21 protein-coding genes and 1 other RNA gene are annotated in these 24,791 nt (G+C 71.7%); 9 read left to right on the forward strand and 13 right to left on the reverse strand.

Annotated features, from left to right (window positions below; all coding sequences use genetic code 11):
* Positions 1–2: 2 nt before the first annotated feature.
* Both CFK41_RS02070 and CFK41_RS02075 read right to left on the reverse strand, forming a co-directional pair.
* Positions 3–779 (reverse strand): phytanoyl-CoA dioxygenase family protein, encoded by a 777-nt coding sequence (locus CFK41_RS02070; protein WP_096798177.1) that lies wholly within the window; start codon positions 777–779, stop codon positions 3–5.
* A 163-nt stretch (positions 780–942) separates the two neighbouring features.
* Positions 943–1,512, reverse strand: a complete 570-nt coding sequence (locus CFK41_RS02075) for a dihydrofolate reductase family protein (protein WP_096798178.1) — start codon at positions 1,510–1,512, stop codon at positions 943–945.
* Positions 1,513–1,613: 101 nt separating this feature from the next.
* Here CFK41_RS02075 and CFK41_RS02080 point away from each other — a divergent pair, with 101 nt between their 5' ends.
* The gene (locus CFK41_RS02080; RefSeq protein ID WP_096798179.1) at positions 1,614–2,198 is read left to right on the forward strand and encodes a TetR/AcrR family transcriptional regulator; all 585 of its coding nucleotides are present in this window, start codon (positions 1,614–1,616) and stop codon (positions 2,196–2,198) included.
* 19 nt (positions 2,199–2,217) lie between these two features.
* Here CFK41_RS02080 and CFK41_RS02085 read toward each other — a convergent pair whose 3' ends face one another.
* The 3 genes from CFK41_RS02085 to adh all read right to left on the reverse strand — a co-directional run bounded on the left by CFK41_RS02085 (position 2,218) and on the right by adh (position 4,692).
* Positions 2,218–2,505: a hypothetical protein gene (locus tag CFK41_RS02085; RefSeq protein WP_096798180.1), complete on the reverse strand. Its 288-nt coding sequence runs from the start codon at positions 2,503–2,505 to the stop codon at positions 2,218–2,220.
* A 70-nt stretch (positions 2,506–2,575) separates the two neighbouring features.
* A complete protein-coding gene (locus CFK41_RS02090) occupies positions 2,576–3,055 on the reverse strand; it encodes a DUF779 domain-containing protein (RefSeq protein WP_096798181.1) in 480 nt (159 codons plus the stop codon).
* A gap of 113 nt (positions 3,056–3,168) precedes the next feature.
* Positions 3,169–4,692: an aldehyde dehydrogenase gene (gene adh / locus CFK41_RS02095; protein WP_096798182.1), complete on the reverse strand. Its 1,524-nt coding sequence runs from the start codon at positions 4,690–4,692 to the stop codon at positions 3,169–3,171.
* 129 nt (positions 4,693–4,821) lie between these two features.
* Between adh and CFK41_RS02100 the strand changes: the two genes are divergently transcribed.
* Positions 4,822–5,826: an aldo/keto reductase family protein gene (locus CFK41_RS02100; RefSeq protein ID WP_096798183.1), complete on the forward strand. Its 1,005-nt coding sequence runs from the start codon at positions 4,822–4,824 to the stop codon at positions 5,824–5,826.
* Between the two features lie 115 nt (positions 5,827–5,941).
* Here the strand turns inward: CFK41_RS02100 and CFK41_RS02105 are convergent, their stop codons facing one another.
* Positions 5,942–7,513 carry an alanine/glycine:cation symporter family protein gene (locus CFK41_RS02105; protein WP_096798184.1) on the reverse strand — a complete coding sequence of 524 codons (1,572 nt, stop codon included), beginning with the start codon at positions 7,511–7,513 and terminating at the stop codon, positions 5,942–5,944.
* A 280-nt stretch (positions 7,514–7,793) separates the two neighbouring features.
* Between CFK41_RS02105 and ffs the strand changes: the two genes are divergently transcribed.
* From ffs to CFK41_RS02120, 3 genes are all read left to right on the forward strand, one after another.
* An RNA gene (gene ffs, locus CFK41_RS02110) (signal recognition particle sRNA small type) lies at positions 7,794–7,890 on the forward strand.
* Between the two features lie 122 nt (positions 7,891–8,012).
* Positions 8,013–9,398: a TIGR01777 family oxidoreductase gene (locus CFK41_RS02115; RefSeq protein WP_096798185.1), complete on the forward strand. Its 1,386-nt coding sequence runs from the start codon at positions 8,013–8,015 to the stop codon at positions 9,396–9,398.
* A 113-nt stretch (positions 9,399–9,511) separates the two neighbouring features.
* Positions 9,512–10,576, forward strand: coding sequence for an EamA family transporter (locus tag CFK41_RS02120; protein ID WP_096798186.1), 1,065 nt, complete (start codon positions 9,512–9,514; stop codon positions 10,574–10,576).
* Here CFK41_RS02120 and CFK41_RS02125 read toward each other — a convergent pair.
* Complete coding sequence (locus tag CFK41_RS02125; RefSeq protein WP_407641133.1) at positions 10,527–11,921, reverse strand: MFS transporter; 1,395 nt, start codon at positions 11,919–11,921, stop codon at positions 10,527–10,529. The genes CFK41_RS02120 and CFK41_RS02125 overlap by 50 nt on opposite strands.
* Before the next feature lie 330 nt (positions 11,922–12,251).
* Positions 12,252–13,709 carry a dicarboxylate/amino acid:cation symporter gene (locus CFK41_RS02130; protein WP_096798187.1) on the reverse strand — a complete coding sequence of 486 codons (1,458 nt, stop codon included), beginning with the start codon at positions 13,707–13,709 and terminating at the stop codon, positions 12,252–12,254.
* Between the two features lie 219 nt (positions 13,710–13,928).
* Here CFK41_RS02130 and CFK41_RS02135 point away from each other — a divergent pair, with 219 nt between their 5' ends.
* On the forward strand, positions 13,929–15,218 hold the full coding sequence (locus CFK41_RS02135) for a hypothetical protein (RefSeq protein WP_174705953.1): 1,290 nt from the start codon (positions 13,929–13,931) through the stop codon (positions 15,216–15,218).
* A 37-nt stretch (positions 15,219–15,255) separates the two neighbouring features.
* Here the strand turns inward: CFK41_RS02135 and CFK41_RS02140 are convergent, their stop codons facing one another.
* The 3 genes from CFK41_RS02140 to CFK41_RS02150 all read right to left on the reverse strand — a co-directional run bounded on the left by CFK41_RS02140 (position 15,256) and on the right by CFK41_RS02150 (position 16,569).
* Positions 15,256–15,732, reverse strand: a complete 477-nt coding sequence (locus CFK41_RS02140) for a bleomycin resistance protein (RefSeq protein ID WP_227873171.1) — start codon at positions 15,730–15,732, stop codon at positions 15,256–15,258.
* 11 nt (positions 15,733–15,743) lie between these two features.
* On the reverse strand, positions 15,744–16,154 hold the full coding sequence (locus tag CFK41_RS02145; RefSeq protein WP_096798188.1) for a VOC family protein: 411 nt from the start codon (positions 16,152–16,154) through the stop codon (positions 15,744–15,746).
* Between the two features lie 160 nt (positions 16,155–16,314).
* On the reverse strand, positions 16,315–16,569 hold the full coding sequence (locus CFK41_RS02150) for a type II toxin-antitoxin system prevent-host-death family antitoxin (protein ID WP_096798189.1): 255 nt from the start codon (positions 16,567–16,569) through the stop codon (positions 16,315–16,317).
* A gap of 199 nt (positions 16,570–16,768) precedes the next feature.
* Between CFK41_RS02150 and CFK41_RS02155 the strand changes: the two genes are divergently transcribed.
* On the forward strand, positions 16,769–20,188 hold the full coding sequence (locus CFK41_RS02155; protein WP_096798190.1) for a DNA polymerase III subunit gamma and tau: 3,420 nt from the start codon (positions 16,769–16,771) through the stop codon (positions 20,186–20,188).
* A 76-nt stretch (positions 20,189–20,264) separates the two neighbouring features.
* Here the strand turns inward: CFK41_RS02155 and CFK41_RS02160 are convergent, their stop codons facing one another.
* Together CFK41_RS02160 and CFK41_RS02165 are read right to left on the reverse strand one after the other, a co-directional pair.
* Positions 20,265–20,786: a transcriptional regulator gene (locus tag CFK41_RS02160; protein ID WP_227873172.1), complete on the reverse strand. Its 522-nt coding sequence runs from the start codon at positions 20,784–20,786 to the stop codon at positions 20,265–20,267.
* A 175-nt stretch (positions 20,787–20,961) separates the two neighbouring features.
* Positions 20,962–22,305, reverse strand: coding sequence for a glycoside hydrolase family 125 protein (locus CFK41_RS02165; protein ID WP_096798192.1), 1,344 nt, complete (start codon positions 22,303–22,305; stop codon positions 20,962–20,964).
* A gap of 163 nt (positions 22,306–22,468) precedes the next feature.
* Here CFK41_RS02165 and recR point away from each other — a divergent pair, with 163 nt between their 5' ends.
* Both recR and CFK41_RS02175 read left to right on the forward strand, forming a co-directional pair.
* The gene (gene recR, locus CFK41_RS02170) at positions 22,469–23,062 is read left to right on the forward strand and encodes a recombination mediator RecR (protein ID WP_096798193.1); all 594 of its coding nucleotides are present in this window, start codon (positions 22,469–22,471) and stop codon (positions 23,060–23,062) included.
* 16 nt (positions 23,063–23,078) lie between these two features.
* Positions 23,079–24,785 (forward strand): hypothetical protein, encoded by a 1,707-nt coding sequence (locus CFK41_RS02175; RefSeq protein WP_096798194.1) that lies wholly within the window; start codon positions 23,079–23,081, stop codon positions 24,783–24,785.
* Positions 24,786–24,791 lie beyond the last annotated feature (6 nt).

Consider the following 24,791-nt stretch of genomic DNA (forward strand, 5'->3'; position numbering starts at 1 on the left):
CATCATGCCTGCCCGGCCCGCCCGGTGGGGTCGCTCCCGGCGAGGATCAGGCCCTGGCCCAGGGAGTGGGTGTGCTGATCGGTCAGGGGCGGGTCCGCCGGGTCGCGGAACTGGACCAGCCAGGTGGTGCGGGCCTCGTCGCTCTCGTTCACGCCGGAGCTGTGCACGGTGAGGTAGGTGAAGAACAGGACGTCGCCGGCCTCCGCCTCCATCGGCACGAGCTGATCGGTGGGGAAGTCGGGCAGGTGGTAGCTGCCCTCCGGGTCGTGCTCGCGCGGGCCGGCCTTGTGGCTGCCGGGGGCGATGCGCACGCAGCCCTTCAGGTCCGGGGCGTCGTCGAAGTGGAAGATCGCCGCGGCCACCCGGTGGTGGGTGTGGGGGAAGAAGGGATGGTCCTGGTGGGGCGGGAACGGCGAGCCGTTCTCCGGCGGCTTGATGAACATCTTGGTGTGGTGCAGCTGCACGTCCGGGGTGCGCAGCACGGCCGCGGCGACGTCGGTGAAGCGCGGATCGGTGAGCAGCCGGGTGAATGCCGCGTCGTGGAACTGGGCGTCGTGCAGGTGCTGCAGGCTGGTGGCCCGGCCCATCGCGACGCCGGCCGCGGCGTCCCAGGTGGGGTCGTCGCCGCGGTCCAGCGAGGCGATCAGCTCGTGGCTGCGGGTGCGGAGGTCTGCTGCCTCCTCGCGGCTGAGCAGGCCTTTCACCAGGACGTAGCCCTGCTCGTCATAGGAATCGGCCAGGGCATCGAAGTCGGCGCGCGGTGTCTCGAGGGTGGTCATCGTCGACCCTTCCGGGAATCGGTGGTGGGTGGTGATCGTGCATCTCGAGGCTAGGTGGGGTGCTCTGGGACTCACCAGGCCCGCCGCGGACACCGATGTTCGCAGGACGGACATGACCTCCACCTCGCCTCTGCGCCGGTGCGGGGACCGGGGGAGGGGGCCCTCAGCGCCGGCGCGCGTACTCGGTGAGGCTCACCCCGGACTCGAAGCTCACGGTGCGCACGTGCTCGAGCCGTTGCGGCGCGTAGGAGCCCGGCGCGAACAGCGGCACCCCGTCGCCGAACAGCAGCGGCTGGCGCTTGAGCACGAGGCGGTCGATCTCGTCGCGCAGCTGGGCGGCGAGCTGTGCTCCGCCGCAGAGCCAGATGTCGGCGCCGGGCTGCTGCTTCAGGGCGCGCACCACCTGGACCGGGTCCTCGTCGGTCGCGCGGAGGTTCTCCGCGGTGCCGAGCGGATGGTGGGTGAACACGATCTGCTCGAGGTGACGGTAGGGGCTGGGCATGTCCGGCAGGCCCATCGAGTAGGTCGTCGCACCCATGAGCACGGTCCCGAAGCGCTGGGCGCTCTGGGGGATGCCGAGATGGGCGGCGATGTCGGTGGGGATCGCGTCGTGGAACTCGGCGTTGATCCCCTCCATATGGTCGCCCTCGATGAGGAAGGCGTCGAACTGGTCCTGGGGCCCGGCGATGAAGCCGTCCAGGCTCACGGCGACGTAGTACACGAGTTCTCGCATGGGTCTCTCCCGACCTCGAGGCGACGCGTCGCAAGGTGAACCACGACGCCTGTCGTGGTCGAGTGTACGACAGGCGTCGTGGTCCCGGCTACTCTTTTCCCATGCCCCGCAATGAGGAGCGCCGCCGTGCGCTCGCCGACGCCGGTCTCGCCGTGCTCGCCGAGCAGGGCGCGCGCGGCCTCACCCACCGGGCCGTGGACCGCGCCGCCGGCACCCCGCTCGGCACCGCCTCGAACTACTTCCGCACCCGGGACGACCTGCTCGCCGCCCTCGTCGAACGGATCGGCGAGCTGTTCGCTCCCGAGCCGGAAGTGCTCCGGGAGCGTGCCGGAGCCACCCCGGATGCCGCCCTGTTCGCCCAGTTCATGCGGGACATCGTGCGGCGTCTGCTGGGACAGCCGCAGGTGACGCTCGCCCTGTTCGAGCTGCGACTGGAGAGCGTGCGCCGCCCGGAGGTGGCCGAGCTCCTGGGGCCCTGGCGGCGCGAGGGGTTCGCAGCGGACGTCGCCTTCCATCGCGAGGCCGGGCTGCCCGGCGGCGAGCGGGAGGTCGCGCTCTTCCACTATGCGATGGACGGCCTGCTGCTGGACCGGCTCGCCGGGTCGCTGCGTCCCGCGGAGACCACCGATGACGTCATCGACGCCCTGGTCGCCGGGCTTCTGCCCGACGGCCCCGGTGCGGAGTAGCCCCCGAGCGGAACAGCCCTCAGTACGGCGTGGTCGGCGGGGCCCCGGGCGGTGGCTCGGCGGGCGGCGGCTGCAGCGGCTCCGTCGCCGGCTCCGGGTCGGGCTCCGGGCTCGGCTCCTGGGGGTGGCCGGGGATCGGCTCGATCGGTCCGGTGGGCGGGGTGCCCGGCGGGCCGATCGGCGGCTCCGTGGGCGGTGCCGTCGGAGGCTGTCCGGGCGGAGTCATCGGGGGCTCGCTCGGCGGCGGCAGGGAGTCGCCGGGCAGGCCGCCCGGTGGGCCGGGCAGGGGTGCGGGCTGGTCGGTCATCTCGATCCTTCCTCGCGGTGCGGGTCGGTGGAACGGACCTCGCCACGGACCCCTCAGGGGAGGGGTCCGGTCAATCGGTCAGCATCCGCGACCTGGTCAGGAATCTCTTCCCGTCGGGCGATTCGAGGCTGAAACCGCCGCCTCGCCCGTCGACCAGGTCGATCGTGAGGTGGGTGTGGCGCCAGTACGCGAACTGCTCGCGGCTCATCCAGAAGTCGAGCGGGCTGGTGGAGCCGTCCGGCAGCGGCACCTCGACGTGCCCCATCCTCACGTCCGCATCGCCGGTGATCAGGTCGCCCTCGGGATAGCACATGGGGGAGGAGCCGTCGCAGCAGCCCCCGGACTGGTGGAACATCAGCGGGCCGTTGCGATCGATGAGCCGCTGGATCTGTGCGACCGCGGCCTGCGTGAACGCGACGCGGGAGAAGTCCTCGCCCTCGACGGTGGGATCGGCCTCCAGGACGTCGTCGGCCGCCGTGGGCTCGGGCAGGTCCGGCGTCGGAGGCTGCCCGGGCTGCGGTGACGGTGCTGCGGTGGGGTTCTGGATCATGGTCCTTCCTTCCGCGGGGATCGAGCGGTCGGCCGACGGACGGCCGGCCCTCGGCCGACGGGCCGGGTGCGCACTGCGCGGGCCCGGCCCGTCGGCCGCTGTGGAGCGTCGGCTCAGAAGAAGCCGAGCTTCTTCTCCGAGTAGCTGACCAGGAGGTTCTTGGTCTGCTGGTAGTGGTCGAGCATCATCAGGTGGTTCTCCCGGCCGATGCCCGAGGACTTGTACCCGCCGAACGCGGCGTGGGCCGGGTAGGCGTGGTAGTTGTTCACCCACACGCGACCCGCCTGGATGGCGCGGCCCGCGCGGTAGATGGTGTTCTGCTGGCGGCTCCACACGCCGGAACCCAGCCCGTAGAGGGTGTCGTTGGCGATGGAGATCGCCTCGTCGTAGTCCGAGAACCGGGTCAGCGCGAGCACCGGCCCGAAGATCTCCTCCTGGAAGATCCGCATGGAGTTGTCACCCTCGAAGACGGTGGGGGTGACGTAGTAGCCGCCGGAGAGGTCCCCGCCGAGATCCGCGCGCTCGCCGCCGGTGAGCAGCTTCGCGCCCTCCTGCTTGCCGATGTCGATGTAGGACAGGATCTTCTCGAGCTGGTCGTTGCTGGCCTGGGCGCCGATCATGGTGTCGGTGTCCAGCGGGTCGCCCTGCTTCGTGGCCTCCACCCGGGCGATGCCGTCGGCGACGAAGCCGTCGTAGATCGATGCCTGCACCAGGGCGCGCGAGGGGCAGGTGCACACCTCGCCCTGGTTCAGGGAGAACATCGCGAAGCCCTCGAGCGCCTTGTCGTAGTAGTCGTCCTTCTGCGAGGCGACGTCCTCGAAGAACAGGTTGGGGCTCTTGCCGCCCAGCTCCAGGGTGACCGGGATCAGGTTCTGCGAGGCGTACTGCATGATCAGGCGCCCGGTGGTGGTCTCGCCGGTGAAGGCGATCTTCCGGATCCGCTTGTTCGAGGCCAGCGGCTTGCCGGCCTCCACGCCGAATCCGTTGACGATGTTCAGCACGCCGTCGGGCAGCAGGTCGCCGATCAGCTCGACGAGCACCAGGATCGAGGCCGGGGTCTGCTCGGCGGGCTTGAGCACGATGGCGTTGCCGGCCGCGAGCGCCGGGGCCAGCTTCCACACGGCCATGAGGATCGGGAAGTTCCACGGGATGATCTGCCCGACCACGCCCAGCGGCTCGTGGAAGTGGTACGCGACGGTGTCGTCGTCGAGCTGCGAGAGCGCCCCCTCCTGGGCCCGGATCGCCCCGGCGAAGTAACGGAAGTGATCCACCGCCAGCGGCAGGTCGGCGTTCAGGCACTCGCGGATCGCCTTGCCGTTGTCCCAGGTCTCGGCGACCGCGAGCATCTCGAGGTTCTCCTCGATGCGGTCCGCGATCTTGTTCAGGATCACCGCGCGCTCCGCGACCGAGGTCTTCCCCCAGGCAGGGGCGGCGGCGTGCGCGGCGTCGAGCGCGAGCTCGATGTCCTCCGCGGTGGAGCGCGCCACCTCGGTGAACACCTGCCCGGTGACGGGGGTGGGGTTCTCGAAGTACTCGCCCTTCACGGGCGGGACCCACTGGCCCCCGATGTAGTTCTCGTACCTGGGCTTGAAGTCGACCTTCGCGCCGTCGGTCCCTGGTCGTGCGTAGACGGTCATCTGCTCTCCTCGGTGCTCGTCGTCGAGTCGGGAACGCGGCGGGGAGGATCGCTGTCGGTGCAGCGGCCCGCCGCGCTATGACGTGGATCACCATCGTAGGCCCTGTCCGCCGACCGTAGGCTGACAACCATGGAACATCGTCACCTCGGCCGCTCCGGCCTCAAGATCAGCGAGATCATCTACGGCAACTGGCTCACCCACGCCTCCCAGGTCGAGGACGACCGGGCCCGCGCCTGCGTGCGCGCCGCGCTCGACGCCGGCATCTCGACCTTCGACACCGCCGACACCTACGCCAACACCGCCGCCGAGGTCGTCCTCGGCGAGGCTCTGAAGGGCGAGCGGCGCGAGTCGCTCGAGATCTTCACCAAGGTCTACTTCCCGACCGGCCCCAAGGGCCACAACGACACCGGCCTGTCCCGCAAGCACATCCGCGAGTCGATCGACGCCTCGCTGCAGCGCCTGCAGACCGACTACGTCGACCTCTACCAGGCCCACCGCTACGACGACGCGACCCCGCTCGAGGAGACGATGCAGGCCTTCGCCGACGTCGTCCACTCCGGCAAGGCGCTCTACATCGGCGTCTCCGAGTGGAACGCGGACCAGCTCCGCGCCGGACACCAGCTGGCCCGCGAGCTCGGCATCCAGCTCGTCTCGAACCAGCCGCAGTACTCGATGCTGTGGCGCGTGATCGAGGAGCGCGTGGTCCCCACCTCGCGCGAGCTCGGCATCTCCCAGATCGTGTGGTCCCCGGTCGCGCAGGGCATCCTCACCGGCAAGTACGCCCCCGGCGCCGAGGCGCCCGAGGGCTCGCGCGCCCGTGACGAGAAGGGCGGCGCCGACATGATCAAGCGCTTCCTGAACGACGAGGTGCTCACCGCCGTGCAGGGCCTGCTCCCGATCGCCGAGGACCTCGGCCTCACCCCGGCGCAGCTCGCCGTGGCCTGGGTGCTCAGCAACGACAACGTGGCCGGCGCGATCATCGGCGCCTCTCGCCCCGAGCAGGTCACCGAGAACGTCAAGGCCGCCGGCATTACGCTCGAGGCGGACGTCATGGCCCGCATCGACGAGGTGCTCGGCGAGCTCCCCGAGACCGACGCGACCAAGACCCAGTCCCCGGCGAAGCGCCTGGCCTGAGGTCTCCCGCTCCGCGCCGCCGATCGGTGGGCGAGCGGGGCACGACCGAGGGGCCGGTCCGTCATGACGACGGACCGGCCCCTCGGCGATGGTGCGGGCTCCCTGCGGGGAGGAGTCAGCTCTTGGTGTCGATCCCGCGGACCTCGGGCGGCAGGTTGCCTCCGGCCCGGCCCTGGAGCTGGTGGCCGTCGGCCCGCAGCTCCCAGAAGGTCGCGTTCTCGATGCCGAGCTTGCGCGGATCGAACTGCGGGTCCAGACCCTGCTTCTTCTGCTCGCGGTAGTCCTTGAGCGCCTTCAGAGCCGGGACCTGCAGGAAGAGGATGCCGATGATGTTCAGCCAGGCCATCGAGCCCACGCCGATGTCGCCGAGACCCCAGGCCGCACCGGCGGTGGTCACGGCGCCGTAGGCCACGGAGATGAGCACGAGCGCCTGCAGCACGCGCAGCAGAGCGCGGGCGACGGTGCGGTTCTGCATCTTGCGCGTGAGGTAGTTCAGGTTGACCTCGGCCATGTAGTAGTACGCGACGATCGTGGTGAAGGCGAAGAACGCCAGCGCGATCGCGACGAACGAGGGGCCGGCTCCCGGGAACGCCGAGTCGAGACCCGACTGCACGTAGCCCGGACCCGGCTCGACCTCGAGCGACAGGCCGCCCTCGCCGGAGCCGATGACGGGCGAGGTGCCCTCGTCCCACTTCTCGCCGGCGAAGGTGTTGAACATGCCGGTCGAGATGATGATGAACGCGGTCGCGGAGCAGACGAACAGGGTGTCGATGTACACCGAGAACGACTGGGCGAAGCCCTGCTTGGCCGGGTGGGAGACCTCGGCGGCGGCTGCGGCGTGGGGGCCGGTGCCCTGCCCGGCCTCGTTGGAGTAGATGCCGCGCTGCACGCCCCACTTGATGGCGAGGCCGATGAGCGCGCCGAAGACGGGCTGAATGCCGAACGCACTCGCGAAGATCAGCCCGAACACTTCGGGGATCTGCGAGAAGTTCATGAAGAACACGATGAGCGCGATGAGGATGTACCCGATCGCCATGACGGGCACCACGATCACGGCGAAGCTGGCGATGCGCTTGACGCCGCCGATCACGATGAAGCCCAGCAGGATCACGAGGCCGATGGCGGTGGCCCAGGCCGGAATGCCCCAGGCGGTGTCGATCGCGGAGGCCACACCGTTGGCCTGCACGCCCGGCAGGAAGAAGCTCATGGCCAGGATGGTGACGATGGCGAAGAGGATCCCGTAGAAGATCGAGAGTCCGCGGTACTTGTGCTTGTAGGCCTTCTCGAAGTAGTACGCCGGGCCGCCGCGGTACTCGCCGGTGTCCGGGTCCTTCTCCTTGTAGATCTGGCCCAGGGTGCACTCGATGAACGAGGTGGAGGCGCCGAGGAAGGCGGAGACCCACATCCAGAACACGGCACCGGGGCCGCCGAAGGCGATCGCGGTGGCGACGCCGCCGATGTTGCCCATGCCGACGCGACCCGCGAGCGACATCATCAGCGACTGGAACGACGATGTTCCGTCCGGCGAGGTCTCGCCCTTCTTGAGCTGGGCGAGCATGTCGGGGATGTTGCGGATCTGCAGGAGGCCGGTGCGGATGGTGAAGTACAGGCCGACGAGCAGGCAGAGGGCGATCAGCGGGATCGACCAGATCAACAGATTCGCGCCCTCGATGAATGAGGCGATCATGTGTGCTCCTGGGGATAGGGGAGGCGATGGCACCCTCCGCGTCGCGCTCGAGGTGAGGGGCGTCACCATCCGGTGCTGGAGGGAACCTACCGGACACGGCGGTCTCCAAGGGTTCTTTCAGCGTCCCGTTGCCCTGTCGTGACCTTCGATCTGGTGTGGTGGGCGTGAAGTCCCTGGTGGTGCGAGGCATCGACCGGTCAGCATCCCTGTGCCGGGCGTGTCGTGAGCAGGATCGCCCACGCCGGCTCGAAACGTCGGCCCATGAGCCGGTATGCTGTTCCGCGACCCCTCGTGCGGTGTCATCTTGCTGAACTCCCCCAGGGCCTGACGGCAGCAAGGGCAGGTGAGCTCTGGCAGGTGCACGAGGGGTCGCTTCATGCCCGGAGGCAGGTCGAGACCGCTCCCTGCCATCGCTCCTTACCACCGCTTTCAGACCCTTTCCCCGCGGCCCTGCGGTGCGTAGCGTGGGAGGACCCGTTCTTCGAGGTCAGGAGCTGCGATGAGGATCGAGACAGTCCACCGGGTTGCGCACCCGCCGTCCGAGGTCCTCGCCTGGTACGGCAGGCCCGGCGCGCTCATCCGGCTCACCCCTCCCGGCCTCGCCTCGGTGGACGAGCCCGACGTGGGCGGGATGCGGGCAGGGCGCCTCGTCGGCACCCGCGTCGGCCCGTCGGTGCTGCCCACCGCGCTGCGACCGCACTGGGTGCTGCGCCACGTCGAGCACGACGAGCGGGGCGATCAGGAGCGCTTCGTCGACCAGCAGGTCCGCGGTCCCTTCCGCACATGGCGCCACGAGCATCGGATCGCGGCCGACGGAGACGGCGACCGCACCGCGATCCGCGACGTCATCGAGCTCGAGCTGCCTCGGCACCTCGAGCGCCTCGCCCCCATCGCGGAATCCCAGATGCGCCGCCTGCTGGACTTCCGTCGCCGCCAGCTGCACGACGATCTCGCCTTCCACGCCCGGTACGAGCACCTCCCGCGCCGCACCGTCGCGATCACCGGCTCCTCCGGCCTGATCGGCACGCAGCTCGCGGCACTGCTCGAGACCGGCGGGCACACCGTGCGACGGATGGTGCGCGAGGAGGTCGTGGGGCCGGGGGAGATCTCCTGGGACCCATCGGCCGGACGCCTGGATCCCGTCGACCTCGAGGGCGTGGACGTGGTGGTCAACCTCGCCGGGAAGTCCATCGCGACCCGCTGGAGCTCCTCGGCGAAGCGGGAGATCCGCGATTCGCGCGTCGGAGGCACCGCCCTGATCTCCCGCACGCTGGCCCGGATGCAGGACGGCCCCTCCGCGCTGGTGCAGGCCTCGGCGATCGGCGCTTACGGTCCGCGCCGGCCCGGCGAGCTGCTCACCGAGGCGGACCCGGGCGGCGAGGGATTCCTCGCCGACCTCGTCCGGGACTGGGAGGGCGCCGCCCATGCCGCGGCCGACGCCGGGGTGCGGACCGCCTTCGTGCGCACCGGGCTCGCGCTCTCGGACGGCGGCGGCTCCCTGCTGCCCCAGCTGCCGCTGTTCCTGGCCGGCCTGGGCGGTCGCCTCACCGACGGGGAGGCGATGCTCTCCTGGGTCTCGCTGGACGACGTCGTGCGGGCCTTCGCCCATGCCGCGCTCACCGCGGAGGTGGTGGGCCCCGTGAACGGCGTGGGACCGCAGCCGGTCTCCGCCCGGGACTTCGCGCGCACGCTGGGGCGGGTGCTCCATCGGCCGGCGCTGCTGCCCGTGCCGCCCGCCGGCCCGCGTCTCGTCCTGGGCGCGGAGGCGGCCGACGAGCTGATCCGCACCGACCAGAACGTCTCCTCCGCCCGCCTCGAGGCCGGCGGCTTCGTGCCCGCCCACCGCACCGTGGAGGAGGCGCTGCGGCACGTGCTCCGGCGATGAGCGGCTGAGGGGCTCGCACTCGAGGGACGGGCGGGCGAGGGGCGGTCGGGCGAGGGACGGGCGGGCGCTGAACCCGCTTGTCCTGGAGGGACGCGGCGGGCACAGTGGTCCGCATGCCCGCCCAGCACCGTCTCCTCGCCCTGGTGGTCGCCGTGCTGTGGGGGCTGAACTTCCTGGCCATCAACGCCGCCCTGGCGCAGTTCCCTCCGCTGTTCCTCGTCGCCGTGCGCTTCGCGCTGATCGCCGTGCCCACGCTGCTGTTCGTGCGCCCTCCGCAGGTGCCGTGGCGCTGGGTGCTCGGCTACGGGCTCGGCTTCGGGGTCGCGCAGTTCGCGTTCCTCTTCCTCGCGATGACGCTCGGGGTGCCGCCAGGCCTCGCCTCGCTGGTGCTCCAGGCCTCGGCGCCCTTCACGGTGCTGCTGGGCGTCCTGCTCACGCGCGAGCACCTGGGCGCCCGAGCCGGTCTCGGAGTGGCGGTCGCCGTGGTGGGCCTGGGCGTGGTGGGGCTCCACCGGGCGGAGAATGCGTCGCTGCTGCCCTTCCTGCTCACGCTGCTGGGCGCGCTCGGCTGGGCGTTCGGGAATCTCTGCGCCCGTCAGGCCCGCTCGAGCGAGCCGCTGCGGCTGGTGCTGTGGATGTCCGTGGTGCCGCCGCTGCCCGCGCTCGTGCTCTCGCTGCTCGTGGAGGGTCCGGACCGGATCTCCGCGTCGATGCACGGGTTGGGCACCTCGACGGGGGTGCACGCCCTGCTCGGCCTCGCGTACACCGTGGTGCTCGGGACCCTGGTGGGCTCGGCGATCTGGAGCTGGCTGATGGCGCAGCATCCGGCCGGATCGGTCGCCCCGTTCTCGATGCTCGTGCCGGTGGTGGGCATGAGCGCCGCGGCACTGGTGCTGGGGGAGCGGGCGGCCCTCGCCGAGGTCTCGGGCGCCGTGCTGGTGGTGGGCGGGGTCCTCGCAGCCACCTGGTCGCCGAGGCGCGGGCGTGGTGCTGTGGAAGAGGTCTCCGGCAGGGACGCCGAGCAGGAGACGGATCAAGAGCCGGACGTCGTCGGGGCTGTCGGAGCCGGTGGTGCCGGCGCTGGTGACGCCGGACTCGACGCCCGCGACGCCCCCGACACCCCCGATGTCAGAGGTGCTCGGCGGGATGCTCCGCGAGGGTCGTCGCCCGTGCCGTGACCGGCTCGGTCTGCGAGTCCTCGGCGGTGTCGCCCTCCGGGGCGGTGACGGCGGAGCGGCCGCCGCCGAGCACGGCGTTGGCCACGGCGGCGAGCAGCACCAGGCCGGCCGCGCCCGTCGGCAGCCACATCGCCGCCCCGGATCCGGCGCTGTCCGCGACCGCGCCGGTGAGCGCGGAGGCGGCGGACTGGCCCACGATCGTCGCGGAGCCGAGCATCGACATGACCGTCGCGGACCGGCCCTGCGGGGAGCGCTCCGCCGCGAGGCTGTACAGGGTCACGACCGTCGGCCCGATGCCCACGCCCGCCACGGCCATCGCACCGATCAGACCCATCAGGCCGCCGGCCAGGCCGAAGGCGATCATCGAGGCGAGCATCAGCGCGGAGAAGACGAGCCACCGCGCCGAGAGCCGGAACCGCTCGGGGAACAGCGAGATCGACAGCGCGAGGATCGTCGAGCCGACCCCCATCACCCCGTAGACCAGCCCCGCGGAGCCTGCGTTCCCGGTCTCGGCCAGGAAGGCGGTCAGCGAGGTCAGCACGGTGCCGAAGAACAGTCCGACGCCGAGGGCGCCCGCCACGATGACCAGCACCGGCGCGGTGCGCAGCGCGGAGGCGGGGGCCTGCACGGTCGGTGCCTCCGTGCTCGGAGCGCTCAGCGCGGCCGTGGGATGCAGGGCGAAGGCGGTGACGAACAGCAGCGTCAGCACGGCCGCGCCGATCATCGGCGCCGCGGGCGTCATCGTCGTCGCGAGCAGGCCCACCACGACCGGACCGAACACGAAGGCGGTCTCGTCGGCCGCGGATTCGTAGCCCATGGTGGCGTTGAGGCTCTTCGCGCGGCGGGCGGCCGGGAGCCGGGTGAGGATCAGCTGCACCAGGCGGGAGCGGGAGAACGGCCCGATCTGCGGGGACGTCGCACCGATCACGAAGCCGACGGCGAGCACCGCCACGTCGGGCAGGGAGCTGAAGGCGACATAGGCCAGGGCCAGCAGCGCGAGCGAGTTGAGGATCCCGGACACCAGGATCACGGGCCGCTGGCCGATCCTGTCCGCCGCGGCGCCCAGCAGGGGGCCGACGAGCGCGGAGCCGAGCCCCAGCAGCGCCGAGTTCAACCCGCCCAGCGCGATCGAGTCGCGCGCGGCGACGACGAGCGTGAGGGTGCCGACGACCATCATCGCGAAGGGGAACCGGGCGATGAAGGCGATGGGGAAGTAGCCGGCCCCGGCCGCGGCGCGCAGGGTGAGCGGGCGCTGGGCGGGCTCGGCCGCGGTGGGGGCGCCCTGCTGCGGGGCGCCGTGCTGCGGGGTGCTGTTCTGGGGGGTGCTGTGCTGGTCAGTGGTCAACGCCGCTCCGGACGGTGAGGTGCCGCCTTGGACGATCCGCTGAGGACCCGAGGTAGATGCACTGCGGGGCCCGTGCGCCGGGCCGAGAGGACGTCTCCACCCTACGACCCCGGGGTCCGTGCGGGCCAGAGGAGGAGGGACCGCTGGTGCGCGGATTCACGTCGGCCGCGGCCGGCCGCCGCGACCCCGCAGCCCCGACTCCCGCGGGCCCGCTGCGGGATGCAGAGATGTCCCGTGACGTCCGATGCCGGGGTGCGCATCGGTCGTCACGGGACATCTCTCGCCGGGCCGAGCCGGGGCCGCGGCTCTTGCCACGTTCGGCCGGGGCGGTCAGGCGGTGGCGGACTGCTTCTCGCGGGGCCCGTCGGCGCCGTCGGTCGCAGCGTCGGCCTCTGCAGCGTCGGCCTCGGCCTGCGCGGACTCCTCGGCCTGGATCGCCGAGAAGGAGGTGCGGGCGGCGGCGTCATAGGCCGCCTGGTCGAGGATCTTCTCGCGCTTGGCGACGATGACGCCCACCAGCGACTGGCCGGTGACGTTCAGGGCGGTGCGGCCCATGTCGAGGATCGGGTCGATCGCGAGCAGCAGGCCCACGCCCTCCAGCGGGAGGCCCAGGGTGGACAGGGTCAGCGTGAGCATGACGGTCGCGCCGGTCATGCCGGCGGTCGCGGCCGAGCCGAGCACGGAGACCAGCACGATGAGCAGGTAGTCGGTGACGCCCAGCGGGACCCCGTAGAAGTTCGCGACGAAGATCGCGGCGAGCGCGGGGTAGATCGCGGCGCAGCCGTCCATCTTGGTGGTCGCGCCCAGCGGGATCGCGAAGGAGGCGTAGTGGCGCGGGACGCCCATGCGCTCGGTGACCGTCTGGGTCATCGGCATGGTGCCCAGCGAGCTGCGGGAGACGAAGCCCAGCGAGGTCGCGGGCCACACCCCGCGGAAGAAGGAGCCGATGGAGAGCCCGTTGAGCTTCAGCAGCACCGGGTAGACCACGAGCAGCACGATCAGCATGCCCGCGTAGACGTCGAGGGTGAACACGCCGAGCTGGCCGATCGCCTCCCAGCCGTAGCTCGCCACGGCGTTGCCGAGCAGGCCGACGGTGCCGATCGGGGCGAGTCGGATGACCCACCAGAGCAGCTTCTGCACGATCGCGAGCGCGGAGCCGGTGACCTTGAGGAAGGGCTCGGCCTTGTCCCCGACCTTGAGCACGGCGATGCCCACGGCGATGGAGATGACGAGGATCTGCAGGGCGTTGAAGCCCAGGGTGACGGAGCCGTCGTCACCGGCGGTGCCGGTGATGCCCAGGAAGTTCGAGGGGACCAGGCCGGTGAGGAAGTCGAGCCATCCGCCCTGGGTGCTCGAGGCGGCCTCGGTGGAGCGGTCCACGCCGGATCCGCTGCCGGGGTTGGTCAGGGCGCCGAGGGCGATGCCGATGGAGACGGCGATCAGCGAGGTGATCGCGAACCACAGCAGGGTCTTCCAGGCCAGTCGGGCGGCGTTGGTGACGTTGCGGAGATTCGCGATGGAGGTGACGATCGCGAGGAAGATGAGCGGCGGGACCAGCGCCTTCAGCAGCGTCACGAAGATGGTGCCGATGGTGTCCAGCACGGTGGTCAGCCAGTTCGCGCCGTCCTCGCCGGAGCCGGGACCCATCTGGGCGGCGACCAGGCCGAGGATGATGCCGAGGGCGAGTCCGATCAGGACCTGCCAGCCGAAGGGGATGCGGAGGATCGCGCCGAGCGGGTTGCGCCGACGCGTCTCCGTCGAGGGGGCGGGGGTGGTGGATGTGCTCACAGGCGTCGACGCTACGCCCGGCATCGTCGCCGTTTCAACCAAACTCCTATGCGGTCACATTAGGAGCGCTAGGGAGATCAGCGGTCCTGCCAGGTGCGGGCTTGCGCGGGCGACCTGCGAGGCGTCCGGCGCGGCATCCTCCGTTCGGCCGATCCGAGGAGCACCGGATCTCGACGAGAGGAGGATGGCTCCGCCATCGCGTCCTGGGACAGTGGAGGCATGCCCCGCAGCGCCCTCGATGATCTCGACTCCGCCACCGCTCCCGAGACGAGCGACGGAGGGGGCCAGGAGACGTCCGACGGGGCCGGTGCCGACGACGGGGAGGAGCGCTCCTTCGGCGAGCAGCGGTCGACCCGATTCGCCGCCGACGTCGAGTACCGCGGTCGGGCCGGCGCGCACGACTACGTCGTCCGCGTGCGCCATCGGCTGCTGGACACGACCTTCACTCTCGTCGTCGACGGGGTCGAGCACGACCCGAAAGCCGAGGAGGCGGCGCGGAAAGGATCGCCGGAGCCGGAGCCGGAGCCGGAGCCGGAGCCGAAGTCAGGGTCGGAGCCGGGGCCGGATGCTGGGGAGTCTGCGGGCGCCGCTGCGGAGGAACGGCCGGAGGACTCTGGGACCGAGGACGAGGGAGACGCTGACGGTGGGGGAGCCGCCGTCGATGCCGCGGGTCCCCTGCAGTTCGGTCTCGAGGACGGCTTCTCGACGCTCACGTGCACGGTGCGCCGTCGTCGTCAGAGCGGTGAGATCAAGGACTGCGAGGTGATCACGATCCGCACCGCCGGACTCGGCGGAGCGGGCGAGGTCGAGGTGCGCCATGGCTTCCGGACCACTGTGCTCCTCCCGGCCGACGGGTCCCCGTCGGCCGTGCGCGACGAGAAGCGCACGACGCATCCGACCCGCTTCGCGCTGGTGGCCGCGCTGACCAAGGGGGCGAAGTTCCTCATCCCGCTGCTGGGTCTCGGCACTCTGCTCAGCGGACTGCTCGATCCGGTCGCGCGGTGGATCGAGAGCCTCGTCCGCCCGGTCATCGACGCGGTCGCGCAGGCCACTCAGCCGATCAGGGACTGGGTCGAGGCGTTCACGCGGCCGGTGCGGGAGTTCATCGACGCGCTGCTGACACCGATCCGGGAGCTGATCGCCGAGATCCTGCGCCCCGTCGGCGACGCCGTGCGCTGGCTGCTGGGCCTGGTGCCGGACTTCTCCCTGCCCTTCGATGTCCCCGACTGGCTCCTGGACGTCCTGGTGCCGGTGCTCGTGGTGGTGATCATCTTCGTGGCGACCTACTCCGGCCTGAAGAATCGTCGCGAGAAGCTCACCGAGGCCGCGAGTGCCGCGGAGGGAGACGCTCCGTCGGGCGAGGGCGAGGGCGAGGGCGAGGGCGAGGGTGAGGGCGATATCGATGGTGACGGCGATGTCGATGGCGACGGCGATGCAGCGGGCGGCGCGGCGGAGCCGGGTGCAGACCCCGCGGCTGAACGGTCGGAGCAGTCAGCACCGGCTGACTAGCCCGACGGCGTCGCATCCCTCGAGCTCTGCCGACCGATCAGGTGCCGGCGTCGAGCCTCCGGCTTCCGAGGGACTGCTGGAAGCGCAGGAGGTACCCGTCGGGGTCCTGCACCAGCGCCTGACGCACCCCGACCTCCTGATGCTCGTCGACGCGGTACCAGCGGGTCTCGGGCTCCATGAACAGCGGAACGGACGCCTCCCGGAGCGCGACAAGGAGCGGTTCGAGGTCGCGCACGGAGATCTGCAGGTTCAGCCCGCGGCCGTAGGGCGGTTCGAGCGGGCCGGTCACCCAGTTGCGGCCGCGGCCCCGCTCTTCGAGCATGACCTGCGCCGATTCACGGACCAGGTACGCGAAGCCCTCCTCGGGCCGGTCGTAGCGGATCGCGAAGCCGCAGTTGCCACGCCAGAAGGAGAGGCTCCGCGCCAGGTCCTCCACCAGCAGCTCCGGCACCAGATCCGGATCCGGGCTGCAGGGGCGCCCGGCGCCGTCGTGGCTCATCTCGTCGTGGCTCATGTCGTCGTGACTCATGTCGTCGCGGCGAGGAAGGCCGTGCGCTCGTCGGGCGAGAGCAGCACGCAGAACTGGTTGCCCTCCGGATCGGCGAGGGTGACCCAGCCGCTGCCCGGGCCATGGATGCCGCGGTGGTCTGCGACGAGCTGGGCTCCGTGCTCCTGCAGCCAGACGACCTCGTCCTCCTGCGAGCGTTCGCGCGGGCGCACGTCGAAGTGGATCCGCTTGGCGGGCAGCTCCGCGTCGGGGACCTCGAGGAAGAGGAGTGTGTGGCCCGAAACGGGATCGTGGATCGCGCACTCCTCATGGCCGGGGAGGTTCGGGTCCTCCGTGTCCATGTCGTATCCCAGCGCGGTGCGCCACCACTCGGAGAGGGTGAAGGCATCGTGGCAGTCGATGCTGGTGTGCGAGATGAAGATCGTCATGGGAGGAGTGTCCCGAGCGGCGCGGCGGCGGTCAACGGAGTTCTGCTGCGGGCAACGGGGTGATGGTGGGGCTACGGGGTGATGGTGGGGCGGCGCGATCCACGGGGTCGGCATCGATGCCCCCGGCGACCGACTGGAGCCTCGCGGGGGAGCCGCGGGCTCAGAGATCTCCGAGGAGCCGCATCGCATCCTCCATGATCTCGTCGAGACGCGACTGCGGAGGGCTGGCGTACGGCTCGTCCCCGAGAGCGATGCACGCCCTCTCGAAGAACTCGCGGGAGACGAGCACGCCGCGGGCGCGCGCGCCGCGACTCGCGATCGTGATGGGCTGGCGGTTCGCACGTTCCAGGTACTCGCTCAGCTGCGCACGGAACCGAGCGGTGGTCACGAGCGCGGTGGATGTCATGTCCGGCATGCGGGGGAACGTACAAGATGTACGTCATGTACGGCCCCACGAATCGGCCGACAACGTTCGGTGCGGAGCTCTCGGGTGGGTCGCCGGGTACTGATCGCGGTGCGCATCCACCGGATTCGTCCGTCCCGCACCTCTCCTCCACAGCGTGGAGTTCTCCCCAGCGGTGGGGAGCGTCTGCCACCTCGACTAGCCTGTCGGGGTGGCCACCGCTCTGTACCGTCGTTACCGCCCGGAGTCCTTCGCCGAAGTGATCGGCCAGGACCATGTCACCACGCCTCTCCGGCGTGCGCTGCGCGCGGGACGGATCGGCCATGCCTACCTGTTCTCGGGCCCGCGCGGCTGTGGCAAGACCACCTCCGCACGCATCCTCGCGCGCTGCCTGAACTGCGCCGAAGGGCCGACTGACATCCCTTGCGGGCAGTGCGATTCCTGCCGTGACCTCGCCAACGGCGGCTCCGGCAGCCTCGACGTGGTGGAGATCGACGCCGCCAGCCACGGCGGCGTGGACGACGCCCGCGAGCTGCGCGAGCGCGCCTCCTTCGCCCCGGTGCGCGACCGCTACAAGGTGTTCATCATCGATGAGGCCCACATGGTCACCTCCGCCGGGTTCAACGCCCTGCTGAAGCTGGTCGAAGAGCCGCCGGAGCACGTGAAGTTCGTCTTCGCGACCACCGAGCCGGACAAGGTGATCGGCACCATCCGATCGCGCACCCACCACTACCCCTTCCGGCTGATCCCGCCGCAGGTGCTGGGCCCCTACCTCGAGGAGGTCTGCGCCGCCGAGCAGGTTCAGGTCGGCGAGGGCGTGATGCCGCTGGTGGTGCGTGCCGGAGGCGGGTCCGCACGTGACTCGATGTCGGTGCTCGACCAGCTGATGGCCGGCGCCGGGGACGACGGCCTGGACTTCCCGACCGCGATCGCGCTGCTGGGGTTCACCGACACCGCGCTGCTGGACAGCGCCGTCACCGCCGTCGCCGAGCGCGATGCCGCTTCGCTGTACTCGGCGGTCGAGCACGTCCTGGCCACGGGCCACGAGCCGCGGCGCTTCGTCGAAGACCTGCTGGAGCGGATGCGGGACCTCATCGTCCTCGCCGCCGTGCCCGATCGCGGCGCGGATCTGCTGCCCCAGGTCCCGGCCGGCGAGCTCGAGAGCATGCGTGTCCAGGCCGGGCTCTTCGCCCCGGCCGACCTCTCCCAGTGCGGCGATCTCGTGCACGAGACCCTCTCCACGATGAGCGGGGCGACCTCGCCGCGGCTGCATCTCGAGCTGCTCGCCGCGCGCCTGGTGCTGCGTGACGAGCGCGCCGCGCTGGCGGCCGCCGATGGCCCGGCATCCGCCCCTGACCAGCGTGGCGGTGCGCAGCCCGTTCGTGGCGGACAGCCCGCGCAGGCACCGTCCCAGAGCTCCGGCGCCGGAGCGTCCGGCGCTCGCGAGGAGGCCCGACGCATCGCGCAGGAGAAGGTCGAGGCCGCTCGCCAGGCCCGGGGCGGGCGTCCGGCAGCGGCTCCGGTCGCGCAGGAGGAGCAGCCCGCACGGCAGGAGCGCGCTCCGTGGGGAGACGCGGTGCAGCAGAGCGCTCCGCCGCGTCCGGCGGCGCAGGATCCCGCCGCGTCGGCTCCGCAGAACGACCCGACGCAACAGCCTGCAGACCAGACGTCGGGGCAGCGGGTGCCTGCCCAGCAGGCAGCTGCACAGCAGAGTCCCGATACGAGTGCGGAGCCGCAGGCCGCGACCCCGCCGCAGACCATGACGCAGGGATCGGCGGCCGCGGCCCGGTCCCAGGGCTCATCGCAGGACGCCCCGGCACAGCCTGCTCCGGCAGCCCAGCCCGCGCAGGGCGGTGGGCTCGATGCGGATCAGGTGCGGACCCACTGGTCGGCGATCCTCGACGAGCTGCAGCAGATCCGTCGGCCCAGCTGGGCGCTGATCTCCCAGAACGGGCACGTCAACGGCGCGCACGACAGCACGCTCGTGATCGGGTTCCGCACGGACGGACTCGTCAGCGCCTTCCACCGCGGTACCGCCGCGCAGAACCTGGCCGATGCGGTGCGCCGCATCATGCACCTCGACGTGACGATCGAGGCCGTGGTCGGCGAGGACCCCGGCCCCGGCGGCGGGAGGGGCGCGGGCCCTGCAGGTGGTGGCTCTGCAGGTGGTGGCTCTGCAGGCGGCGGCCCTGCAGGTGGTGGCCCGGCAGTCGGCGGTTCGTCAGCCGGTGGTTCGTCAGGCGGTGGCCCGATGAGCGGCGGACCAGCAGGTGGTGGCCCGGTGCCGACCGGTGGTGCGACCGCGCCGGTGGCGGGGGCAGCTGCCGGGGGCCCGGCCCCGACCGGCACCCCCGCTTCGGAACAGGTGGATCCCGCCCCCGCGTCGAAGCCGCGCTGGGGTGACGCCGTCTCTGCGGTGCCTGTGCGGGAGACCGCTCCCGCCCCCCAGGAGCCGGAGCAGGTCTCGGCGGGGCAGCGGGCGTCCGAGCGCGCCATGCAGGCCGCGGCGCGAGCCGCCCAGTCCGGCGGTCGCCCCGGTCCCGGCGCGGCACCGGATCGGGTCGAGGACTTCCCGCCGGAACCCGACGACCCCTTCCCACCGGATCCCCAGGACGACTACCAGCCGCGATACCGCACCCCTCAGCAGGATGCCGCCGCGCCGGTCACCGCCTCCGCGCCGGTCCCGACGCCGGCCAGGGACGAGACGCCGGGCGGCTCCCGCTGGTCCGACGCGCTGCAGGATGATTCTTCGCCGGCACCCGCGCGCGATGTCGACGTCCAGGGCGCTGCACCCTCCGCGGCGGCGACCGCCCCCGCTCCGGGCGGCGGGACCCCGGTGGTGGATGACGAAGGCCGTGACAGCCTCCCTCCCGAGGACCCCCGGACCTATGGCCAGAACGCTCTGCGCCGTGCGATCGCCGAAGGACGAGTCGTCCATTCCCGCCCAGCTCAGAATGCCGCCGGCGCCGCCTCTGCTGGCGCCGACTCCGCCGGTGAACAGCCGGAGGGCGTCACGCCAGGCGACGTCGACCAGGGCGGGCAGGAGTTCGACTCCGGGCGCCCGGCGCTGCAGGCCATGCCGCCCATGTCTTCGGGGTCCGCCGCCAGCGCCCCCTCCGCCGACACCCCTGGCGCGGGCGCGACCTCGTGGACGAGGTCTGAGCCGGCGGAGGATGCCTCCGCCGCCCCCGCCACCGGTGTCGAGGGTTCGGCCTCCGCTCGGGCCGCCGCGTCGTGGGGGACCACCGCCACGACCCCGCCTGCCTCGGGGACCTCCTGGTCCTCGTCGGCGGCGTCCGCCGCGACGGTTCCGTCCGCCTCGTCATCGGCGACCTCTGCGCCGAGCGCATCTGCCCCGTCGGCAGCCGACTCCGCAGCCGACTCCGCGGCCCCTCGCAGCGGCGCCGCCCTCGTGCGCGAGGCGGCGCTGGCCTCTCGCACCGCCGCCGGTCAGCGCGGCGCGAACCGGCGCGGGGGAGCGGCGGAGCCCGTCGCGGACACCGACCCCACCGGCGGGGCGACCCGCGACGACGAGGATGCGGTGGTCGCCACCCGCAACGGTCGTGAAGTGGTCGAGAAGCTCCTCGGAGGCAAGGTCCTCGAGGTCATCGACGAGAACCGGAACTACTGACGAGAACCGTGACTGCTGACGGGGACCGCGACTACTGACGAGAATCGCGACCGGCCGAGCCGTCGCCCGGAGGTGCTCAGTCCTCGCGCGGCTCGAGCAGGGTGAACAGATCCGTGCGCAGGGTGGCCGGGTTCATGCCCGGCGACGGCGGCGTCACGTAGAACTCCCAGAACGGGAAGGTCATCTGCTCCTCGGACTCCCCGATGCCCTCGGTGAAGGCGCCCCACTTCTCGGCCAGGCCGCCATACCCGCCGATGTGCGAGGTCCAGCCCACGCGACCGGCCGGCAGCACGGACCCGGTGACCTCGAATCCGCTGGGCAGGGTGAGCGTCCCGGAGAGCGGGGCATCGATCGGGAAGCCCACCTCGAGATCCGCGGTGGAGACCGGGGCCCGATGGTGCAGCGCGAACGCCGGGCCGATCACGCTGATCCCGGCCTCCTCCAGCGCCGCCGCCAGATGGGAGAAGGTCCCGTCCATCAGCGAGGCCATCTCGTGCATCGGGAACTCGGTCCGGGAGACCACGGCCGTGGGCACCTCCGGCGCCCGGGTCACCTGGCATTCGACGGCGGGTTCAGGGGCGCCGTAAGGGGGCGGCATCGACGGCATCTGTCCACGTCCTGTTCAGGGTCGACGATGGGCCCTGCCAGGGAGCGAGGGCCCGCTCCGACCGTATCCCGCCCGCGACGCGGTGGCCAGCCGGGGCGCTCCCGCACGGGGGGAGGGCGCGGAGAGCCGGACGCCCCGTCCCGAGCGAGCGGCCACCCCTCTGGACTCACGCCCGGGCGTGCAGGTCCCGGTCCACCCCGGCGAGGTCGAGGGCGAGCTCGCAGAACATCGAGTTCGACCACGAGAACCACTCGCGGGTGAAGGTGGTCGGCTCGTCGACGTGGACGCCCTCGTGCATCATCCCGGTGTCGCCGTCGGTCGCGATCATCTGCTGCAGCAGGCGCAGCTTCTCCGCCCGGTCCGACGTGGTCAGACCCTCGACGGCCTTCGCGATCGGCCACACGTGGTCCTTCGGGGTGTGCGGGGAGCCGACGCCCTCGAGGTAGAGGCCCGCGTAGTAGTACGGGTTCCGGCGCGAGAGCACCGCCTCGCGGGTCGCGAGGTAGACCGGATCCTCCGCATCGACGCAGCCCAGGTAGGGCAGCGCCAGCAGGCTCGGCACGTTCGCGTCGTCGAGGAAGCGGTGCTCGCCGCGGCCGTCGATCTCGTACGCCCAGATCTTCTGCCCCTCAGGTCCGTCGATCAGGCCGTGCTCCGCGAGCGCCCCCCGGATCTCCTCGGACAGCCGCCGCGCCTCGGCGGCCTCCGTCGGAGCGTCCGCCACCTCCTCGAGCAGCACCGCGAGCCGCTCGAGGGAGAGGGCCAGGAAGTGGTTGCCCGGGATGTTGTACCCGAGCTCGCAGGCGTCGTCGGACGGACGGAAGCCCGCCCACACCAGGCCGTTCGGGGTGGTCAGCGAGCCGCGGCCCTCGCGGTCCAGGGTGTCCTGCGCGGGCACGCCGGAGCGTCGGAAGAAGTACTCCGAGCGCTCCTCGTGCCGCTGCTCGGTGGCGACGGTGGCGAGGATCGTGCGGGCCGCGATGAGGAACTGCTCGCCGGCCCACGAGGTGTCCCCGGTGGCCGTCCACACGCGCCAGGCCAGGTCCGGGCCGTAGGACAGCGAGTCCAGCTCGAACTTCCGCTCCCACGCCCAGGGGTTCTGGCGCTCGGTCTCGTCCTGATCCCAGTGGGAGGAGTCCGGCCCGCGGTTGAAGGCGTTCGCGTACGGATCGATCTCGATGTACTGCCAGTGCCGGCGCAGCAGGCCGCTGAGCAGGGAGACCAGCTCGGCGCGGTCCTCGTCGGATCCCACGCCGCCCACCACCAGGCGCAGCAGCGGGGTGAGCTGCGCGGCTGAGTCCCGCAGCCACATCGCCGGGATGTCCCCGGTGATCACGAAGGTGGTGCCGTCGTCCTCGACGTTCACCGTGGTCTCCGCGGTGTTGCGCAGGTAGGAGATCACGCGACCGGCGATCTCGTCGATCGTCGCGGGATCGCCGCCGACGTCGGAGAGTCCGGCGAGCAGGCGCTCGTGAACGGCATCGAGCAGGGTGCTGGGAAGCTGGGCCATCGTTCTCCTCGTCGAGCAGCCGTACAGGCGCGGTTCTTCAGCCTATCGAGGTCCCCACCCCGCGGCGGAACGTTTCACCAGGTGGTCGACCGGGGCGGCGGTTCGCTCACAGCACGGCTCGTCCGCGCCCGTGATGTCGCAGGCGGGAACTAGAGTTGGGGCTGTGTACGAAGGCATCGTCCAGGACCTCATCGACGAGCTCGGCAGACTGCCGGGCATCGGCCCCAAGTCGGCGCAGCGGATCGCGTTCCATCTGCTGGACGCCGACGACGCCGCTGTGCGCCGGCTCGCGGAGGTGCTGGTCCAGGTCAAGGACACCGTGCGCTTCTGCGAGATCTGCGGCAACGTCTCGGCCGAGGAGAAGTGCCGCATCTGCACCGACCCCCGCCGCACCGACGAGGTGATCTGCGTGGTCGAGGAGTCCAAGGACATCGTCGCGATCGAGAAGATCCGCGAGTTCAAGGGCCGGTACCACGTGCTCGGCGGCGCGATCGATCCGATCGGCGGCGTGGGCCCGAGCGACCTGCGCATCACCCAGCTGATGACCCGTCTCGGCTCCGGCGAGACCCAGGAGGTCATCCTGGCCCTGGACCCGAACATCGAGGGCGAGGCCACCTCCGCCTACCTCTCGCGGCTGCTGGGCCCGATGGAGCTCACCGTCACCCGCCTCGCCTCCGGCCTGCCCGTGGGCGGCGACCTCGACTACGCCGACGAGATGACCCTGGGCCGCGCGTTCCTGGGCCGACGTTCCGTCTGATCCCCGGACCCCGCCGATGACCTCCCCCTACTCCCGACCGCTGCCGCCGCTGACGTCCCTGCCGGACCCGCAGCGGCTGCCTGAGGAGAGCACCTCCCTGGTGCCGCCCGGAGAGATCATCGCCGAGTCGAAGGCGGAGATCCGTCGGCGCCTGCTGCGGATCCTCTGGGCGCCCGCCCTGGTGCTCCTGGGCCTGTGGTACCTGCTGCTGACGCTGTACGTCGGCGGCACCTCGCCCATCTTCTGGCTCCTCTCCCTCCTGGCCGGCCTCGCCGAACCCGGCATCCTCCGATCCACCGTGCTGGGCCTGGGGTTCACGCCCGACGGCATAGGGACGGCGTACCTCCTGGTTCCGGCCGCCGCCACCTTTCTGAGCCTGCTCCCCGCACTGCTCGCCCCGTCGGCCGTGGCCGGGCTGCTGCCGCAGCACTTCCTCACCGAGCAGGCCTTCCAGCGGGCGGTGACCACCCGGGTCACGGCGACGCTGATGCTGATGCCGGTCCTGGCGGTGCTGCTCCTGCCGGTCACCGTCCTCCTGGAGGTGCCGCAGCCCTGGTCAGGGCTCGGCGCGGGTCCGCTGTCCGCATGGTGCCTGGGCATCGCCGCCCTCCAGGTCGCGTGGGTTCTGGTGCGCCGGCTGGTGACCGCTCCGACGCTGCTGGGCATCCCGGATGCCGCGGCGCTGGCCACGACCGCCCGGATCGATCCTGATCTGGAGCGGCGCGCCGCGGCCGCCGCCCAGGTGCAGGCACAGGACCGCAGGCACCTGCCCCCGAACCTGGGCACCCCGGCTCTGAACCGCGCCGCCACGCCGCGCGGCGCCCTGCTCGCGCTGGGACTGATCGCCCGCTCGAGCCTGGTCCGGGTGCTGCCCACCGCGACGGGCCTGGGCTGGATCATCTTCGGGATCACCGATGTGGTCACCGTGATCTCGCGGCTGTCCACCAACGAGCTGACCGACATGACCTCCCCGCTGCGCTGGCAGCAGCTGGTGGTCGTGGCAGGGGTCTCGGTCCCGGTGGTGCTCGCACTGGCGTTCACCCCGGCGCTGGCGGTGATGCTCTCCGCCTCCCAGCGCGAGAGGGTGGACGACCTGCGCACCCACGAGTCGTGGATCCATCGCGCCCGGGTGAACCGGTGGGAGTCGCGGGCCGTCGAGCTGTGCGGCTGGCTCGGCTTCCTCTGGGTGTTCGCCGGAGCGGTGGTGATCGGGGTGCTGCTGGGGCAGCTGCAGATCTCGTCCGCCCTGACCGGGGTGTGGGTGGCGGCCGCCCTGCTGGTGCTGGCGCCCCTGCAGGGATATGCCGCCGACACCGCGATGCGCACCGGGCTGCGGGACGTGCTCTATGGGCCGGCCGGTGATTACATGCGACGGAAGAGCCCGTACGTGCTGGTCGCGCCCGACGTGGGCACCCGCTCCGACCGCGCGAAGGACCCCGCCGTGCGCGCCGCCCTGCGCCGACGCCTCCAGGGCGACGCCGACGCGCATGCGCTGGAGATCTTCGACCTCGACGCCGCCGGCGAACGGCTCTGGGTCGACGACAGCGAGCCCGGCGCGACCGACACCGCCGTGCGCGAGGCGGACCTCGCACGAGGACGCCTGCCCGACTTCGGCGGCGAGGGCTCGTCCTTCACCGGCGGCGGGCAGGAACCGGCGGAGTTCGGCGAGTCCCGGCACGGCATCCCGGACTCCGTGAGCGGGCTGCGGGACCTACGGGACTGACGGGCC

The organism is Brachybacterium ginsengisoli (assembly GCF_002407065.1).
Classification (GTDB): Bacteria; Actinomycetota; Actinomycetes; order Actinomycetales; family Dermabacteraceae; genus Brachybacterium; species Brachybacterium ginsengisoli.

Coding starts and splice junctions, on each gene's coding strand:
- CFK41_RS02145 (WP_096798188.1), bottom strand. CDS start 16,154: ATGACGATCTTCATCTCGCACACCAGCATCGACTGCCACGATGCCTTC.
- CFK41_RS02105 (WP_096798184.1), bottom strand. CDS start 7,513: ATGATCGCCTCATTCATCGAGGGCGCGAATCTGTTGATCTGGTCGATC.
- CFK41_RS02070 (WP_096798177.1), bottom strand. CDS start 779: ATGACCACCCTCGAGACACCGCGCGCCGACTTCGATGCCCTGGCCGAT.
- CFK41_RS02120 (WP_096798186.1), top strand. CDS start 9,512: ATGCCCGCCCAGCACCGTCTCCTCGCCCTGGTGGTCGCCGTGCTGTGG.
- CFK41_RS02090 (WP_096798181.1), bottom strand. CDS start 3,055: ATGATCCAGAACCCCACCGCAGCACCGTCACCGCAGCCCGGGCAGCCT.
- CFK41_RS02100 (WP_096798183.1), top strand. CDS start 4,822: ATGGAACATCGTCACCTCGGCCGCTCCGGCCTCAAGATCAGCGAGATC.
- CFK41_RS02175 (WP_096798194.1), top strand. CDS start 23,079: ATGACCTCCCCCTACTCCCGACCGCTGCCGCCGCTGACGTCCCTGCCG.
- CFK41_RS02115 (WP_096798185.1), top strand. CDS start 8,013: ATGAGGATCGAGACAGTCCACCGGGTTGCGCACCCGCCGTCCGAGGTC.
- CFK41_RS02160 (WP_227873172.1), bottom strand. CDS start 20,786: ATGCCGCCCCCTTACGGCGCCCCTGAACCCGCCGTCGAATGCCAGGTG.
- adh (WP_096798182.1), bottom strand. CDS start 4,692: ATGACCGTCTACGCACGACCAGGGACCGACGGCGCGAAGGTCGACTTC.
- CFK41_RS02080 (WP_096798179.1), top strand. CDS start 1,614: ATGCCCCGCAATGAGGAGCGCCGCCGTGCGCTCGCCGACGCCGGTCTC.
- CFK41_RS02075 (WP_096798178.1), bottom strand. CDS start 1,512: ATGCGAGAACTCGTGTACTACGTCGCCGTGAGCCTGGACGGCTTCATC.
- CFK41_RS02135 (WP_174705953.1), top strand. CDS start 13,929: ATGCCCCGCAGCGCCCTCGATGATCTCGACTCCGCCACCGCTCCCGAG.
- CFK41_RS02165 (WP_096798192.1), bottom strand. CDS start 22,305: ATGGCCCAGCTTCCCAGCACCCTGCTCGATGCCGTTCACGAGCGCCTG.
- CFK41_RS02150 (WP_096798189.1), bottom strand. CDS start 16,569: ATGCCGGACATGACATCCACCGCGCTCGTGACCACCGCTCGGTTCCGT.
- CFK41_RS02140 (WP_227873171.1), bottom strand. CDS start 15,732: ATGAGCCACGACGAGATGAGCCACGACGGCGCCGGGCGCCCCTGCAGC.
- CFK41_RS02085 (WP_096798180.1), bottom strand. CDS start 2,505: ATGACCGACCAGCCCGCACCCCTGCCCGGCCCACCGGGCGGCCTGCCC.